Source organism: Streptomyces sp. NPDC020875, assembly GCF_040641415.1.
In the GTDB taxonomy this organism is placed as follows: Bacteria; Actinomycetota; Actinomycetes; order Streptomycetales; family Streptomycetaceae; genus Streptomyces.
This window is the reverse complement of record NZ_JBFADP010000037.1, coordinates 79,710-93,661: the sequence shown is the minus strand read 5'-3', so window position 1 is coordinate 93,661 and position 13,952 is coordinate 79,710. Positions and strand designations below refer to the sequence as shown.

The 13,952-nt window shown below is 74.9% G+C and carries 10 protein-coding genes and 1 riboswitch; of the genes, 7 read left to right on the top strand and 3 right to left on the bottom strand.

What is annotated here, in order from left to right:
• Nucleotides 1-132: 132 nt before the first annotated feature.
• From AB0G74_RS21955 to AB0G74_RS21945, 3 genes are all read right to left on the bottom strand, one after another.
• Nucleotides 133-1,626 carry a hypothetical protein gene (locus AB0G74_RS21955; RefSeq protein WP_361148761.1) on the bottom strand — a complete coding sequence of 498 codons (1,494 nt, stop codon included), beginning with the start codon at nt 1,624-1,626 and terminating at the stop codon, nt 133-135.
• Nucleotides 1,627-1,886: 260 nt separating this feature from the next.
• Nucleotides 1,887-3,011, bottom strand: coding sequence for a hypothetical protein (locus AB0G74_RS21950; RefSeq protein WP_361148759.1), 1,125 nt, complete (start codon nt 3,009-3,011; stop codon nt 1,887-1,889).
• Between the two features lie 288 nt (nt 3,012-3,299).
• Complete coding sequence (locus tag AB0G74_RS21945; protein ID WP_361148757.1) at nt 3,300-3,983, bottom strand: class II aldolase/adducin family protein; 684 nt, start codon at nt 3,981-3,983, stop codon at nt 3,300-3,302.
• Nucleotides 3,984-4,242: 259 nt separating this feature from the next.
• On the opposite strand from AB0G74_RS21945, the gene AB0G74_RS21940 reads away from it, so the two are divergent.
• From AB0G74_RS21940 to AB0G74_RS21910, 7 genes are all read left to right on the top strand, one after another.
• Nucleotides 4,243-5,550 (top strand): inorganic phosphate transporter, encoded by a 1,308-nt coding sequence (locus tag AB0G74_RS21940; protein ID WP_361148755.1) that lies wholly within the window; start codon nt 4,243-4,245, stop codon nt 5,548-5,550.
• A 12-nt stretch (nt 5,551-5,562) separates the two neighbouring features.
• On the top strand, nt 5,563-5,784 hold the full coding sequence (locus AB0G74_RS21935) for a hypothetical protein (protein ID WP_358826361.1): 222 nt from the start codon (nt 5,563-5,565) through the stop codon (nt 5,782-5,784).
• A gap of 234 nt (nt 5,785-6,018) precedes the next feature.
• Nucleotides 6,019-6,161: riboswitch (cobalamin riboswitch) on the top strand.
• A gap of 238 nt (nt 6,162-6,399) precedes the next feature.
• Nucleotides 6,400-7,398, top strand: a complete 999-nt coding sequence (locus AB0G74_RS21930) for a cobalamin biosynthesis protein (protein WP_361148752.1) — start codon at nt 6,400-6,402, stop codon at nt 7,396-7,398.
• A gap of 177 nt (nt 7,399-7,575) precedes the next feature.
• Nucleotides 7,576-9,345 carry a cobyric acid synthase gene (locus AB0G74_RS21925; protein ID WP_361148750.1) on the top strand — a complete coding sequence of 590 codons (1,770 nt, stop codon included), beginning with the start codon at nt 7,576-7,578 and terminating at the stop codon, nt 9,343-9,345.
• Nucleotides 9,342-11,456, top strand: coding sequence for a putative cobaltochelatase (locus AB0G74_RS21920; protein WP_361148748.1), 2,115 nt, complete (start codon nt 9,342-9,344; stop codon nt 11,454-11,456). Before AB0G74_RS21925 ends, AB0G74_RS21920 begins: the two co-directional genes overlap by 4 nt.
• A gap of 4 nt (nt 11,457-11,460) precedes the next feature.
• Nucleotides 11,461-12,060, top strand: coding sequence for a cob(I)yrinic acid a,c-diamide adenosyltransferase (gene cobO, locus AB0G74_RS21915; protein WP_361148746.1), 600 nt, complete (start codon nt 11,461-11,463; stop codon nt 12,058-12,060).
• Nucleotides 12,054-13,610, top strand: a complete 1,557-nt coding sequence (locus AB0G74_RS21910; RefSeq protein ID WP_361148744.1) for a cobyrinate a,c-diamide synthase — start codon at nt 12,054-12,056, stop codon at nt 13,608-13,610. Before cobO ends, AB0G74_RS21910 begins: the two co-directional genes overlap by 7 nt.
• The last annotated feature ends 342 nt before the right edge of the window (nt 13,611-13,952 follow it).

Genomic DNA, 13,952 nt, shown 5'->3' with positions numbered 1-13,952 from the left:
GACGAGCGCCCCGGCCGCCGCCCCGGCCCAGGTGGAGACGGACAGCCCGACGGCGCCGCCCAGCACGATGCCTCCGGCGGCCCACATCCGGTCGTCCGGACGCCCGGTCGGGGGTCCGGCACGGCACCGGGGTCAGGCGCCGCCGGTGTGGACCTGGAAGGCGGCCCGGCGCAGCGCCTTGGCCAGCGCCGGATCGGGGTGCGCGGCGGCGAGCGCGACAAGTACTTGCACCGTACGGGGGTGGCCGCCGGAGCGGACCTCCTCCAGCAGCGCCGGGACGGTGCCCTGGACGGCCGCGTCGAGATGGCGCAGCAGCAGCTGGGGCTCGCCGTGGTCGGCGACGGCGGCGGCGGTGTCGACCCAGAGCCAGGTGGACTCGTCACGGGTGAGGACGTCATGGGCGTCCTCGGGGTCGACGCCCTCGTACTCGGCGAGCCAGAGCAGGGCGTAGGGGCGGAGTGACGGTTCGTCGGCGGCGGCCCGTACCTCGGTCTCGGCGGGGGCGCCGACCACCCGGAGCGCCTCGAAGGCCAGTCCGCGCAGCAGGGCGTCCTCGCCGCGCGCGACGGCGAGGAGTTCGGCGACGGCTCCGGCGACCGTACGGGCGGCCAGCCAGGCGCGGTACTCGGCGCGGGCGGGCCCCGGGGTGAGCCGGGCGCAGCCGCGGAGCATGTCCTCGGCGGGCTGCTCGATGTTCCCGGCCGGGCTCTGGGCGGCGACGCAGATCTGTTCCAGCTTGACCCAGACCGCCCAGTTGCCGAGCGGGGTCAGGGTGGCGGAGCGGCCCCGGTCGAGGGTGAGGGCGCCGACGGCGGCGAGACCGTCCAGCGCCCAGTCGAGCAGGGGGGCGGCCGTGGAGTCCCCGGGGACGTCGGGGACTTGGGTGATGAACGGTCCGCCGGGGAGGACCGCCGTATCGGCGCCGGGTGGCACGGCGGGGGCGGCCGGGACGGCGGGGGCGCCGGGAACCGCCGGTACGGCCGTGACCGGCGGGGCGGCCGGTGCCGTGGCCGTGACGGGTGCGGGGTCGAGGCCGGGGGCGAGCGTCCCTTTGCCGGGGGTGCCCGCTCCTTTGGGGGTCGCCGGGGCCAGGGCGATCTCGCACCGCTCCTCGCGCAGTTCGGCGACGCGCTGCTCCAACAGGTCGAGCAGGGCCGGGACAAGTACTGGTCCGGCCGAGAGCTGGAGGAGGGAGAGCAGTTGCGGTACGGCCTCGACGACCTCGGCGACGGCGGTCGCCGCCGTGGCGTCGGGGGCGGGGTGGGCCAGCGACCAGGCGTCGAAGAGGGCGACCCAGCCGCGCAGCACGGCCATGTCGTCGCGGTCCCAGGCCCTCAGCCGCCAGCCGGGGCGGGCGATGTCGCCGTGGAGTTCGACCAGTCCGGCGAGCCGGGCGCGGTCCCAGCCCGCGCGGACCTGCCGCGGGGCGAGCCCGAGCGCGGCGGCGGCCCGTTCCTCGGTGGTGTCGGTGAGGGGGACCGTACCGGCGGCGTCGCCGTCGACGGCGGCCCAGCGGGCGACGCGGACCGCGTCGGAGAGGACCGTACGGGCCTGGCGGGCCAGTTCGGCGGGGGGCGGGGTGCCCTCGGGGGGCCTCGGCGCGGGCCGGGTGCGCCGGGTGGTCACGGCCTTGCGTGCGCTGGTCAGCGGTCGCGGGCGGACAAGACGGAGTCTGGGGTTGCGCGCCAATTGCTCATCAGGCTTTCGGGACGTCACGGGGAGCAGTCTTCCCGCTGACGGCCCGAAAGCCCAAACGGAACGGGACGGACCGCGTTCCGGCGGTGGTGGCGGGGGTCCCGGAACGGCGCGCGGAAGCAGGACGGCGGACCGGTGCCGGGCGGCGGGACCGCGAGTTGCCGGAAGGTGCCGGGGCGGGCGCCGGGCGGCTACATCAAGGGGGTGAGGAAGCGGCGCAGGGCCTCCTCGTAGGCGGCGGGGTCGGTGTTCCAGTTGGCGGCGTGCGGGGCGTCGAGGACGGTCCGCAGGGTGACCAGGTCCGGGCGGGCGGCGGTGAGCCGGCGGGAGGGCCCCCAGGGCGCGAGGGTGTCGTCGGGGCCGTGGAAGATCAGGGTCGGAACCCGGACGGCCTGGGCGTCGGCGGCGACGGGCAGCCGGTCGCGGTAGAGCCCGGCGCGGCCCCGGGCGGCCCGGACGACGAGCGGTACGAGTGGGCCCGGGACGTGCCGGGCGCGGGCCAGGGCGCGCAGGGCCGCCTCCTGGTCGAGGACCGGGGAGTCGAGGACGAGGCCCCTGACGTGGTCGCGCAGGGCGGAGTTCGCGGCGGTGTGCAGGGCCATGGTGGCGCCGGTGGACCAGCCGTGGAGGACGACGCGGCGGGCGCCCCGGGAGACCGCGTACCGCAGGGCGGCGTCGAGGTCGCGCCACTCGGTCTCGCCGAGGTGGCCGAGTCCGTCGGGCGAGCGGGGCGCGCCGGGGTCGCCCCGGTAGCCGACGGCGAGTACGGGCAGGGCCCGGCCGTGCAGGAACGGCAGCAGGTTGAGGGCCAGCTCGCGGGTGGTGCCCAGGCCGTGGACGGCGATCACCCAGAGGTCCCGGGCGGCGGGGACGAACCAGGCCGGGAGGGGGCCCAGCTCGCCGGGGACGGTGACTTCCTCGTAGGGGATGCCGAGCGCCGTCCCGGGGTCGCCGGAGTGCAGCCGGGTGGTCATCCGGACCTTGGTACCGGGTTCGAGGGTGCCGGGGCCGATCGCGTCGAGGCGGCGGACGACGGTGTCGGGCGTGGCGGCGGGGCCGTCGAGCACGGGTCCCGCGACGGCGTGGACGCCGGGTCCGGCGAGGCCGTACGTCCCGGGTCTGCGGGACGCCAGGGCGCGGGTGAGGGCCACCCGGCCGGGGTCCGTGGCGTGCACGGTGAGCCGGGGGTCGCCGGGGAGCGGCCGGTCGGGCGCGGGACGCAGGGTGGCGTCGACGGCGCGGCGGGCGAGGGCCGCGGCGGTGCCGATGCCTGCGACTGTGGTGACGGCGGCGGCCGTCGCGGTTACCGGGCGCACCGTTCCAGTGTGGGGACGACCGCGCGCCGCTGCCAGTGGGGCGACTCCCGCGGGGGTACGGGACGGGTTCCGGCGGGCGCGCGCGACAGTACCCGCCGGGCGCGCGCCGTCCGGACGGCCGGTCCGTCCGGACGGAACCACGGCGTGTCCGGACGGAACCACGGCGTGTCCGGACGGAACCGCGGCGCATAAGGGTCCGGCGGCACAAGGGGAGCGGTCGTTCTGCCTCGGACGACCCAGGTGACACGGAGGAAGCGGAGGTGCATCCGGGGCGGGTGGACCGGTCGCTCAGCCCGGCTGGCCGTAGGAGCGGAGCCGGGTCGCGGTCTCGGTGAGCTGGTCGCGGGTGAGCAGGCGCGGGGCGAGCCCGGGGACCGACGCGGCGAGCAGCCAGACCCGGCACATCCACTCCAGCTGGGCCGTGCGGTCGTACGCCTGCTCCAGGGTCGCGCCGACCGCGACGGTGCCGTGGTTGCCCAGCAGGCACGCCTCCCGGTCGAGGAGTGCCGTGAGCATGTTGCGGGCCAGTTCGTCGGAGCCGTAGACCGCGTACGGGGCGACCCGGACCGGACCTCCGAGGTCCGCCGTCATGTAGTGGACCGGCGGCACCTCGGTGACGAGGGTGGAGACGGCGGTGGCGTGCGCCGCGTGGGTGTGGACGACCGCCAGTCCGTCGCGGGATCCGTCGCGGGACCGGTGGACCGCCAGATGCAGCGGCAGCTCGCTCGTCGGCCTCAGCTCGCCGATCACCTGGCGTCCGCCGAGATCGACGGCGGTGAGATCACGCTCCGTGAGCCGGTCGTACGGCACTCCGCTGGGGGTGACGAGGATCAGCGGCCCGACCCGGGCCGAGACATTGCCCGAGGTCCCCACGACCAGCCCTTCGGCGGCCGTTCTGCGGGCCGTTTCGACCAGCTGCCGCCAGGTGTGTTCGAGAGCGCCGTCGGGCGCGCGTACGGTCGGTTCGGTCATGGGTGCGATCCTGTCAGCCGGGGCGGCGGCGGGACAGAGCACCCGTGATGCATATCACCACAAGATCGGACGAATGAGGCTTTCCACCCGGAGAGGGCCCGCCATACCGGCGGTCACCCCTCCGGAAGGCCCCCCGAAAGTCGAAGCGGAATGCCGAGAACCGCTTGGATACACCCCCAAGCCGGTCCCAGTTCACCTTCCGTTCACCCAGGTTACTTACCTTCGGCGAGCCACTGACCTCCAAAGATTGCCTGGGTAAATGGAACACATCACGCTGCTGCTCGCGATAGTGATCGTGACGGCTCTCGTGTTCGATTTCACGAACGGTTTCCATGACACCGCCAACGCGATGGCGACGACCATCTCGACCGGCGCCATGAAGCCCAAGACCGCGGTGGCCATGTCCGCCGTGCTCAACCTCGTCGGCGCTTTCCTGTCGGTGGAGGTCGCCAAGACGATCTCCAGTGGCATCGTCGACGAGGCAGGCATCACCCCAGAAGTCATCTTCGCGGCGCTCGTCGGCGCCATCCTCTGGAATCTGCTGACCTGGCTGGTCGGACTACCGTCCAGCTCGTCGCACGCCCTGATGGGCGGTCTGATCGGCGCGACCGTCGCCTCCGTCGGCTTCAGCTCGGTCAACGGCGGCACGGTGATCACCAAGGTCCTGATCCCGGCCATCGCCGCTCCGCTGGTCGCCGGCCTCGCCGGCTACATCGGCACCCGGCTGACGTACCGGATCGGCCGCAACACCGATCTCAAGAGCACCGACAAGGGGTACAAGGCGGGTCAGATCGCGTCCGCGGGTCTGGTCTCCCTGGCGCACGGCACCAACGACGCCCAGAAGACCATGGGTGTCATCACCCTGGCCCTGGTCGCCGGCGACATCCTCGCCCCCGGCTCCAACCCTCCGATGTGGGTCATCGTCTCCGCCGGTGTGGCCATCGCCCTCGGTACGTACCTCGGTGGCTGGCGCATCATCCGCACCATGGGCAAGGGCCTGACCGACCTCCAGCCGCAGCAGGGCTTCGCCGCCCAGACCAGCGCCGCGACGGTCATCCTGGCCTCCTCGAACCTCGGCTTCTCCCTCTCCACCACGCACTCCTGCTCCGGTGCCGTGATGGGCGCCGGTCTGGGCCGCAAGGGCGGCGTGGTCCGCTGGTCCACCGCCACCCGGATGTTCGTCGCCTGGGGTCTGACCCTTCCGGCCGCCGGTCTGGTCGCCGCGGCCTCCGAGTTCGTCACCAAGCAGGGTGACTGGGGCGTCGCCGCCGTGGCGGTCTTCCTCGTGGCCTCCTCCGCCGCGATCTGGATCGTCTCGCGCCGCCAGGTCGTCGACCACACCAATGTGAACGACGTGAACGACGACGAGGACGACACCACCGGCACCGGCGCCTCCGGCGACGGCCAGGAGTCCCCCGGCGTCGTCACCACCGCCATGGCCGCCGTCACCCCGCCGCCCGCCGGTGTGATCGACGACGGCGAGCTGAAGACCACCATCCCCTCCGCCACCCCTTCTTCCGCGCCGTCGGCCCCCGAGACCGGTCCGGCCAGCCCGGCCGCGGTGTAAGGACGTATCACCATGAAAATCGACTGGGAAGCCCTCGGCTCCGTCTTCGGTGTCAGCCTCGTCGGCACCGTCCTCCTCGTGGGCCTGTTCGCCCTGGGAGTCATCGGCCTGACCAAGCAGGAGGCCGCGGCGGCCAACGGCGGCTCCGCGCCCCTCGCCCGTACCGGCGCCTACGCCTGCTTCGTGCTCTGCACGGTGGCGGTGGGGTACGGGATCTATCTGATCGTCACCTGATCACCGCGGGTCGCTCCTGACCTGCTGATCCCGCTGATCACCGTCAGCACCCCGGCCCCCTGGTCCTCCGCGATCAGCTCGGGCCCCGGCCGTCCGCACGGCCGCGGAGAGCCGGGTCCGACCCCCCGACGGGTCGGACCCGGCTCTCCGTATTCCCGGCCGTCATCCCGGCCGCAACCACCGGATGTGGCCCTGCGCACACTGCTCCGTCGCAGGTCAGGGGCGAGTTGACGGCCCTTCTCACCCCGTGGTGGACTGCCGGGGCCACTACGGAGGCAGCAGAGGAAGCCGGTGCGAATCCGGCGCGGTCCCGCCACTGTCACCGGGGAGCACATCCCCGGGAGCCAGGAACTCTCGCCGCCGTTTCACGTCGAACCAGGGCGCGGACACCCTGAGTGAGGACAATTCGCCATGCGCGGCATCGTCACGGCCCCCGCTCGCGGGGCCGCACCCGGGTCCCCCGGCGCTTCCGGTTCTCCCGGTTCTCCCGGTTCCTCCGGCTCTTACAGTCCTTCCGGTTCTTCCCGTTCCTCCGGCTCCTTCGGGGATCAGCCGGACGGCCGGGACACCTCCCGCGCCGCTGCCGCCTGCTACGGCTCCCCCGGGCGCTGAGCGATGCGAGCCGACCGGGTCTTCGCCATCGGCGCCACCGCCGGTCTCCTCGGCGATCTACTGCTGGGCGACCCCCGCCGGGGCCATCCCGTCGCCGCCTTCGGGCGGGCCGCGGGCGCGGCCGAGCGGCTGCTGTGGCGTGACCACCGGGGCTGGGGCGCGCTGTACACCGCCGGGTGCGCGGGCGGCGCCGCCGCCGTCGCGGCCGTGGCGGCCCGGGCCGCGCGCCGGGAGCCCGCCGCCGCAGTGGCCCTGACCGCCGCCGCCACCTGGGCCGTCGTCGGGGGTACGTCGCTGGCTCGGGAGGCCGGGGCGGTGGGCGCGGCGCTGACCGCCGGGGACCTCGACGCCGCCCGGGAGCGGCTGCCCCATCTCTGCGGTCGTGATCCCCAGGCGCTGGACGGGCCGGAAATCGCCCGGGCCGTGGTCGAGTCCGTCGCCGAGAACACCTCGGACGCCGTGGTCGGCGCCCTGGTGTGGGGCGCGGTGGCGGGAGTGCCGGGTCTGGTCGGATTCCGCGCGGTCAACACCCTGGACGCGATGGTGGGGCACCGTTCGCCCCGTTACCGCCGGTTCGGCTGGGCGTCGGCCCGGCTGGACGACCTGGTGGGCGCCCCGGGGGCCCGGCTGACGGCGGCGCTCGCCGTGGTCGCGGGCGGGGACGCCCGGGGTGCCGTACGGGCCTGGCGGGCGGACGCCCACCGGCATCCCAGCCCCAACGCGGGCCCGGTCGAGGCGTCGTTCGCGGGCGCGCTGGGTGTCCGGCTCGGCGGCACGCTGGCGTACGGCGGCCGGGTCGAGCACCGGGCCGTGCTGAACGGCGGGGCCCGGCGGGTCGCCGTCGGGGACATCGAGCGGGCGGTACGGCTGTCGCGGCGGGTGAGCGCGCTGGCGCTGGGGGTATGTGTCGCGGGGCGGCTGATCGCCGGGAGGGCGGCGGGGCGACGGCTCACGACATCCGGAACGGCGTCCGGGCGGGCGATGGTTGCCCGGGGCGGGTGACGGTTTTCTCCGCGACCGGGCGTCGGTCCACAGGGCCCGACGGGATTTCCGGGCGGGGTCCAACATGAGATCCGGGACGCGCGGCGGACGGACGGCCGCTGTCCCCGGGGACGACGGCACGACTTATCGGCAGGGCCTCTTCGGAGGCATCGGGCAGGACGGAAGGGGGTGGCGGCGATGGCCGGGCGGAAGCGCGGCGGCGGGCTGCTGGTCGCCGGGACGACGTCGGACGCGGGCAAGAGCGTGGTCACCGCGGGGATCTGCCGCTGGCTGGCGGGCCGCGGGGTGAAGGTCGCCCCGTTCAAGGGGCAGAACATGTCGCTGAACTCGTTCGTGACCCGGGACGGTGCCGAGATCGGCCGGGCCCAGGCGATGCAGGCGCGGGCGGCCCGGATCGAACCGACGGCCCTGATGAATCCGGTGCTGCTGAAGCCGGGGGGCGACCGGACGAGCCAGGTGGTCCTGCTGGGCAGAGCCGTCGGCGAGATGAGCGCCCGGGGGTATTTCGGTTCCGGCGGGCGGCGCTCCGAGCTGCTGACCACGGTGCTGGAGTGCCTGGAGGAGCTGCGGGGCACGTATGACGCCGTGATCTGCGAGGGGGCGGGCAGTCCGGCCGAGATCAATCTGCGCCGTACGGATCTGGTGAACATGGGCGTGGCCCGGGCGGCCGAGCTGCCGGTGCTGGTGGTCGGCGACATCGACCGCGGTGGGGTCTTCGCCTCCTTCTTCGGTACGACGGCCCTGCTGGACGCGGTGGACCAGCGGCTGGTGGCGGGGTATCTGATCAACAAGTTCCGGGGGGACGCGGGGCTGCTGCGGCCGGGGCTCGACATGCTGACGTCGGTGACGGGCCGCCCGTTCTACGGGGTGCTGCCGTACGCCCACGGGCTGGGTATCGACGAGGAGGACGGGCTGCGGGTGTCCCTGCGGGGCGCGGTCCGGGAGTCGCTGGTTGCGCCGCCGGTGGGCGAGGAGATCCTGCGGGTCGCGGTCTGCGCGGTGCCCCTGATGTCGAACTTCACCGATGTCGACGCGCTGGCCGCCGAGCCCGGTGTGGTGGTCCGGTTCGTGGACCGGCCCGAGGAGCTGGTGGACGCCGATCTGGTGGTCGTGCCGGGCACCCGGGGCACGGTCAGGGCGCTGGACTGGCTGCGCCGCCGGGGGCTGGCGGACGCGTTGTCGCGCCGGGCCGCCGAGGGGCGGCCGGTGCTGGGGATCTGCGGTGGTTTCCAGCTCCTCGGCGAGCTGATCGAGGACGACGTCGAGTCCCGGGCCGGGACGGTGGAGGGGCTGGGGCTGCTCCCGGTCCGGGTGCGGTTCGCCGCCGCCAAGACGCTGGCCCGGCCGTCGGGTTCGGCGCTCGGGGAGCCCGTCGAGGGATACGAGATCCATCACGGGGTGGCCGAGGTCCTCGGGGGTGAGCCGTTTCTCGACGGCTGCCGGGTCGGGGCGGTGTGGGGCACCCACTGGCACGGGTCGCTGGAGAGCGACGGCTTCCGCCGGGCGTTTCTGCGCCGGGTGGCCGAGGCGGCGGGGCGACGTTTCGTCCCGGCGCCGGACACCTCGTTCGACGCGCTGCGCGAGGAGCAGCTGGACCGGCTGGGCGAGTTGATCGAGGAGCACGCCGATACGGACGGGCTGCTCCGGCTGATCGAGTCGGGGCCGCCCCCGGGCCTGCCGTTCGTGCCGCCGGGCGCGCCGGACCCGGTTCCGGACGGCTCCTCGCCCACTGGAGCGGACCCGGAGCCGGAGTCGGGTGGCGGCGAGGTCCGGGCTCCGGGGTCCGCCGTACCGGACGAGGAGTCGGCGCCGTCGCGTCGGCGGAGCGCCACGGACGACCCGGTCGGCATACCCGGCGCGGGCGGTACAGGCGGTACAGACAAGACGGACCGCACGGCCGACTGGGCCGACTCGGAAGCGGACAACGACCCGGAGGGGGAGGCATGAGCACGACGCCCTATCCGTTCACGGCCCTCGTCGGCCAGGACGATCTACGGCTGGCCCTGTTGCTGAACGCGGTCTCGCCGCGGGTCGGCGGAGTGCTGGTGCGCGGCGAGAAGGGGACCGCGAAGTCCACCGCGGTCCGGGCGCTGGCGGCGCTGCTGCCGTCGGTCGCGGTGGTGCCGGGGTGCCGGTTCTCCTGCGATCCCCGGGACCCCTACCCGGACTGCCCGGACGGGCCGCACGAGTCGGGTCCCGGCGGGGAGCGGCCCGCGCGGATGGTGGAGTTGCCGGTGGGCGCCTCCGAGGACCGGCTGGTGGGCGCGCTCGACATCGAGCGGGCCCTGGCGGAGGGCGTGAAGTCCTTCGAGCCAGGACTGCTCGCCGACGCGCACCGCGGCATCCTCTACGTGGACGAGGTGAACCTCCTCCACGACCATCTGGTGGATGTGCTGCTGGACGCGGCGGCGATGGGCGCCTCGTATGTGGAGCGCGAGGGCGTCTCGGTGCGGCACGCGGCCCGTTTCCTGCTGGTGGGGACGATGAATCCGGAGGAGGGCGAGCTGCGTCCGCAGCTGCTCGACCGGTTCGGGCTGACGGTGGAGGTGACCGCGTCCCGGGAGCCGGAGCAGCGGGTGGAGGTCGTCCGGCGGAGGCTGGCGTTCGACGACGATCCGGTGGCCTTCGCCGCCCGCTGGGCGGGCGAGGAGGAGGCGCTGCGGGGGCGGATCGCGGCCGCCCGGGCGCTGCTGCCCGGGGTCCGGCTGGGGGACGGGGTGCTCCGGCAGATCGCCGCGACCTGTGCGGCGTTCGAGGTCGACGGGATGCGGGCGGACATCGTGATGGCCCGGACGGCGACGGCGCTGGCGGCGTGGGCGGGCCGGGAGGACGTGCTGGAGGAGGACGTCCGGCAGGCGGCCCTGCTGGCGCTGCCGCACCGGCGGCGGCGGAATCCGTTCGACGCGCCCGGTCTGGACGAGGAGAAACTCGACCGGACGCTGGACGAGTTCGCCGATCAGGGCGACGGCCCGGAGGACGAGCCGGATCCCGGCGGTGAAGGGCCCGACGGCGGCGGTCCGGACGGGGGCGGTCCCGACGGCGGTGGCGGTGCCCCGCCTCCGCCGCGCTCCGGGGACGAACCGGGCGTCGAGCGAAGTGGGCCCGACAGCTCCGACGGCTCCGACGGCTCCGACGGGCGGGACGCCCCGCCGGGGGGCGAGACCGCGCCCCAGGAGGCCGGTGCGGGCGCGGCGCCGGGCAGTGGCGGCGGTGAGCGGCGGCCGGTGGCCGCCGGTGAGCCGTTCCGTACGAAGGCGCTGACCGTGCCCGGTACGGGCGACGGGGCCGCGGGCCGCAGGTCCCGGGCGCGGGCGGAGCACGGCCGGACGACGGGTTCGCGTCGTCCCCGGGGCGCTCTGGGCACCCTGCATCTGGCGGCGACGATACGGGCGGCGGCGCCGCATCAGCGGGCCCGGGGGCGGGGCGGGCCGGGTCTGGTGGTGCGCCGGGACGATCTGCGGCAGTCGGTGCGCGAGGGCCGGGAGTCCAATCTGGTGCTGTTCGTGGTGGACGCCTCGGGGTCGATGGCGGCGCGGCAGCGGATGGGCGCGGTCAAGGGCGCGGTGCTGTCGCTGCTGCTGGACGCCTATCAGCGCCGGGACAAGGTCGGTCTGGTGACGTTCCGGGGCCGGGAGGCGGAGCTGGCGCTGCCGCCGACGAGTTCGGTGGACGCGGCGGCGGCCCGGCTCGACCGGCTGCCGACCGGGGGCCGTACGCCGCTGGCGGCGGGGCTGTTGAAGGCCCATGACGTACTGCGGGTGGAGCGGCTGCGGGATCCGGCGCGCCGTCCGCTGCTGGTCGTGGTCACCGACGGCCGGGCGACCGGTGGTCCGGAGCCGGTGGCGCTGGCGTCGCGGGCGGCCCGGTTGTACGCCGCCGACGGGACGGCGTCGGTGGTGGTGGACTGCGAGTCGGGTCCGGTCCGGCTGGGTCTCGCCGGCCGGCTCGCGGGTGATCTGGGCGGGACCGCCGTCACGCTCGACGGGCTGCGGGCCGAGGCGATCGCCGGTCTGGTCAAGGACGTTCGAACCGCTGGTGACAGCAGAAGGGCAGCGTAAGCCGATGCCGCAGGGACAGCCGTCCGTCGTTCCCGACGACGGGCTTACCACCCGTCAGCGCCGTAACAGGCCGCTGGTGATGGTGCATACGGGTAAGGGCAAGGGGAAGTCGACGGCGGCTTTCGGGCTCGCGTTGCGGGCCTGGAACCAGGGCTGGCCGGTCGGGGTGTTCCAGTTCGTGAAGTCGGCGAAGTGGAAGGTCGGCGAGGAGCGGGCGCTGAAGGTTCTCGGCGCGACCGGGGAGGGCGGCGCCGTCGACTGGCACAAGATGGGCGAGGGCTGGTCGTGGGTGCAGCGCGACCGGCAGTTCAGCAACGAGGAGGCGGCCCGGGAGGGCTGGGAGCAGGTCAAGCGGGATCTGGCCCGGGAGGCGTACCGGCTGTACGTCCTGGACGAGTTCGCCTATCCGCTGCACTGGGGGTGGGTGGACACCGCCGAGGTGGTCTCGGTGCTGCGGGACCGGCCGGGCAACCAGCATGTGGTGATCACGGGCCGGAACGCCCCGGAGGAGCTGCTGGACTTCGCGGACCTGGTGACGGAGATGACGAAGGTGAAGCACCCGATGGACGCGGGTCAGAAGGGCCAGCGGGGCATCGAGTGGTAGCACGTCTCGTCGTCGCGGCGCCCGCTTCGGGCAGCGGCAAGACCATGGTGGCGACCGGGCTGATGGCCGCGTTCGCGGAGTCGGGGCTCGCGGTCTCCCCGCACAAGGTGGGCCCGGACTACATCGACCCGGGCTATCACGCGCTGGCCACCGGACGGCCCGGCCGGAATCTCGACGCCTATCTGTGCGGTCCCGAGCTGGTGGCCCCGTTGTTCGCGCATGGCGCGGCGGGGTGTGATCTGGCCGTCGTGGAGGGCGTGATGGGCCTCTACGACGGGGCGTCGGGGCAGGGCGAACTGGCGTCCACGGCCCATGTGGCAAAGCTGCTGAAGGCCCCGGTGGTCCTGGTGGTCGACGCCTCGTCGCAGTCCCGTTCGGTGGCGGCGCTGGTCCACGGCTTCGTCTCCTGGGATCCGGAGGTCCGGATCGGCGGGATCCTCCTCAACAAGGTGGGGTCGCCGCGGCACGAGGAGCTGCTGCGGGACGCGCTGGAGTCGGTGGGCGTCCCGGTGCTGGGGTCGCTGCCCCGGGGGCCGGAGGTGGCGACGCCGTCGCGGCATCTGGGGCTGGTGCCGGTGGCGGAGCGGAGCGCCGACGCGACGGCCGCGGTGTCGGCGATGGCGGCGCTGGTCCGGGCCCACTGCGACCTGCCGGGTCTGCTGGCCCTGGCCCGTACGGCTCCCCCGCTGACCGGTCCGGCGTGGACTCCGGAACCGGCCGGGGAGCGGCTGGAGTCCGCCCGGCCGGAGCCGTCGCACACGGCCATACCGGCGGCGGTCGCCACCGGGGCGATACCGGTGACGGCCGGATCCACGGCGGTCGCCGCCGGGGCGGCCGGTGCGGCGGGCGGCCCGGGCGCGGGGCTCGCGGCGGGCGGACCCGGGCCGCTGCTCCGGGGCGCCCCGGTGGGCGTGCCCGGGCCGGGGCACGGGGCGGGACCGGGTGCCCGGCGGGCGGTCGTGGCCGTCGCCGGGGGCGCGGCGTTCACCTTCGGGTACGCGGAGAACGTGGAGTTGCTGCGGGCGCACGGCGCGGAGGTCGTCGTCTTCGACCCCGTACGGGACACGGAGCTGCCCGAGGGGACGTCGGGGATCGTCATCGGCGGCGGGTTCCCCGAGGTGTACGCGGACGCGCTCTCCGCCAACGAGCCGATGCGGCGGGCCGTGGCCGCGTTCGCCCGCGCGGGCCGTCCCGTCGCGGCGGAGTGCGCGGGGCTGCTCTATCTGACGAAGTCGCTGGACGGCAGGCCGATGTGCGGGGTGCTCGACGCCGAGGCCCGGATGACGAAGCGGCTGACCCTGGGCTACCGGGAGGCGGTCGCCGTCGGCGAGAGCGTGCTGGCCGCCACGGGCAGCCGGATCCGGGGCCACGAGTTCCACCGGACCGTGGTCGAGCCGGGCGCGGGTGCCGATCCCGCCTGGGGGCTGCTGCGGCCCGAGCAGCGGACGGAGGGCTTCGTCCAGGGCGGGGTGCACGCCAGCTATCTGCATACGCACTGGGCGGGCACGCCCGAGGTCGCCCGCCGCTTCGTGGCGAAGTGCGCGCGATGAACGAGGGGCCCGGAGACGCTTCCGGCGGTCCGGGGACCGGTGACGCGATGTCCCCGGCGGGGACGTCCCGGGCCGCCCGCCGGTCGGCGGGGCCCGGGCGGCGCCGGGCGCGTCGGAGGCGCCGGGCGGATCTTCGGTGCCGGGCGGGACGCAGGCGCCGGACAGGTTTGGAGCGCCGGGCGGAGCCGGGACGCCGGGCAGGTCTCGGGCGTCGGGACCGGTGGTGGCCGGGGCGGGCGGGCGGAGCGGACGAAGCCTTTGAAGAATCGTTTTTCCTGCGCCTATGCCTGAGTCTGCGCCTGGGTGAGGTCGCGGAGCCGGGTACAGGGCCGGGTGCTCCCG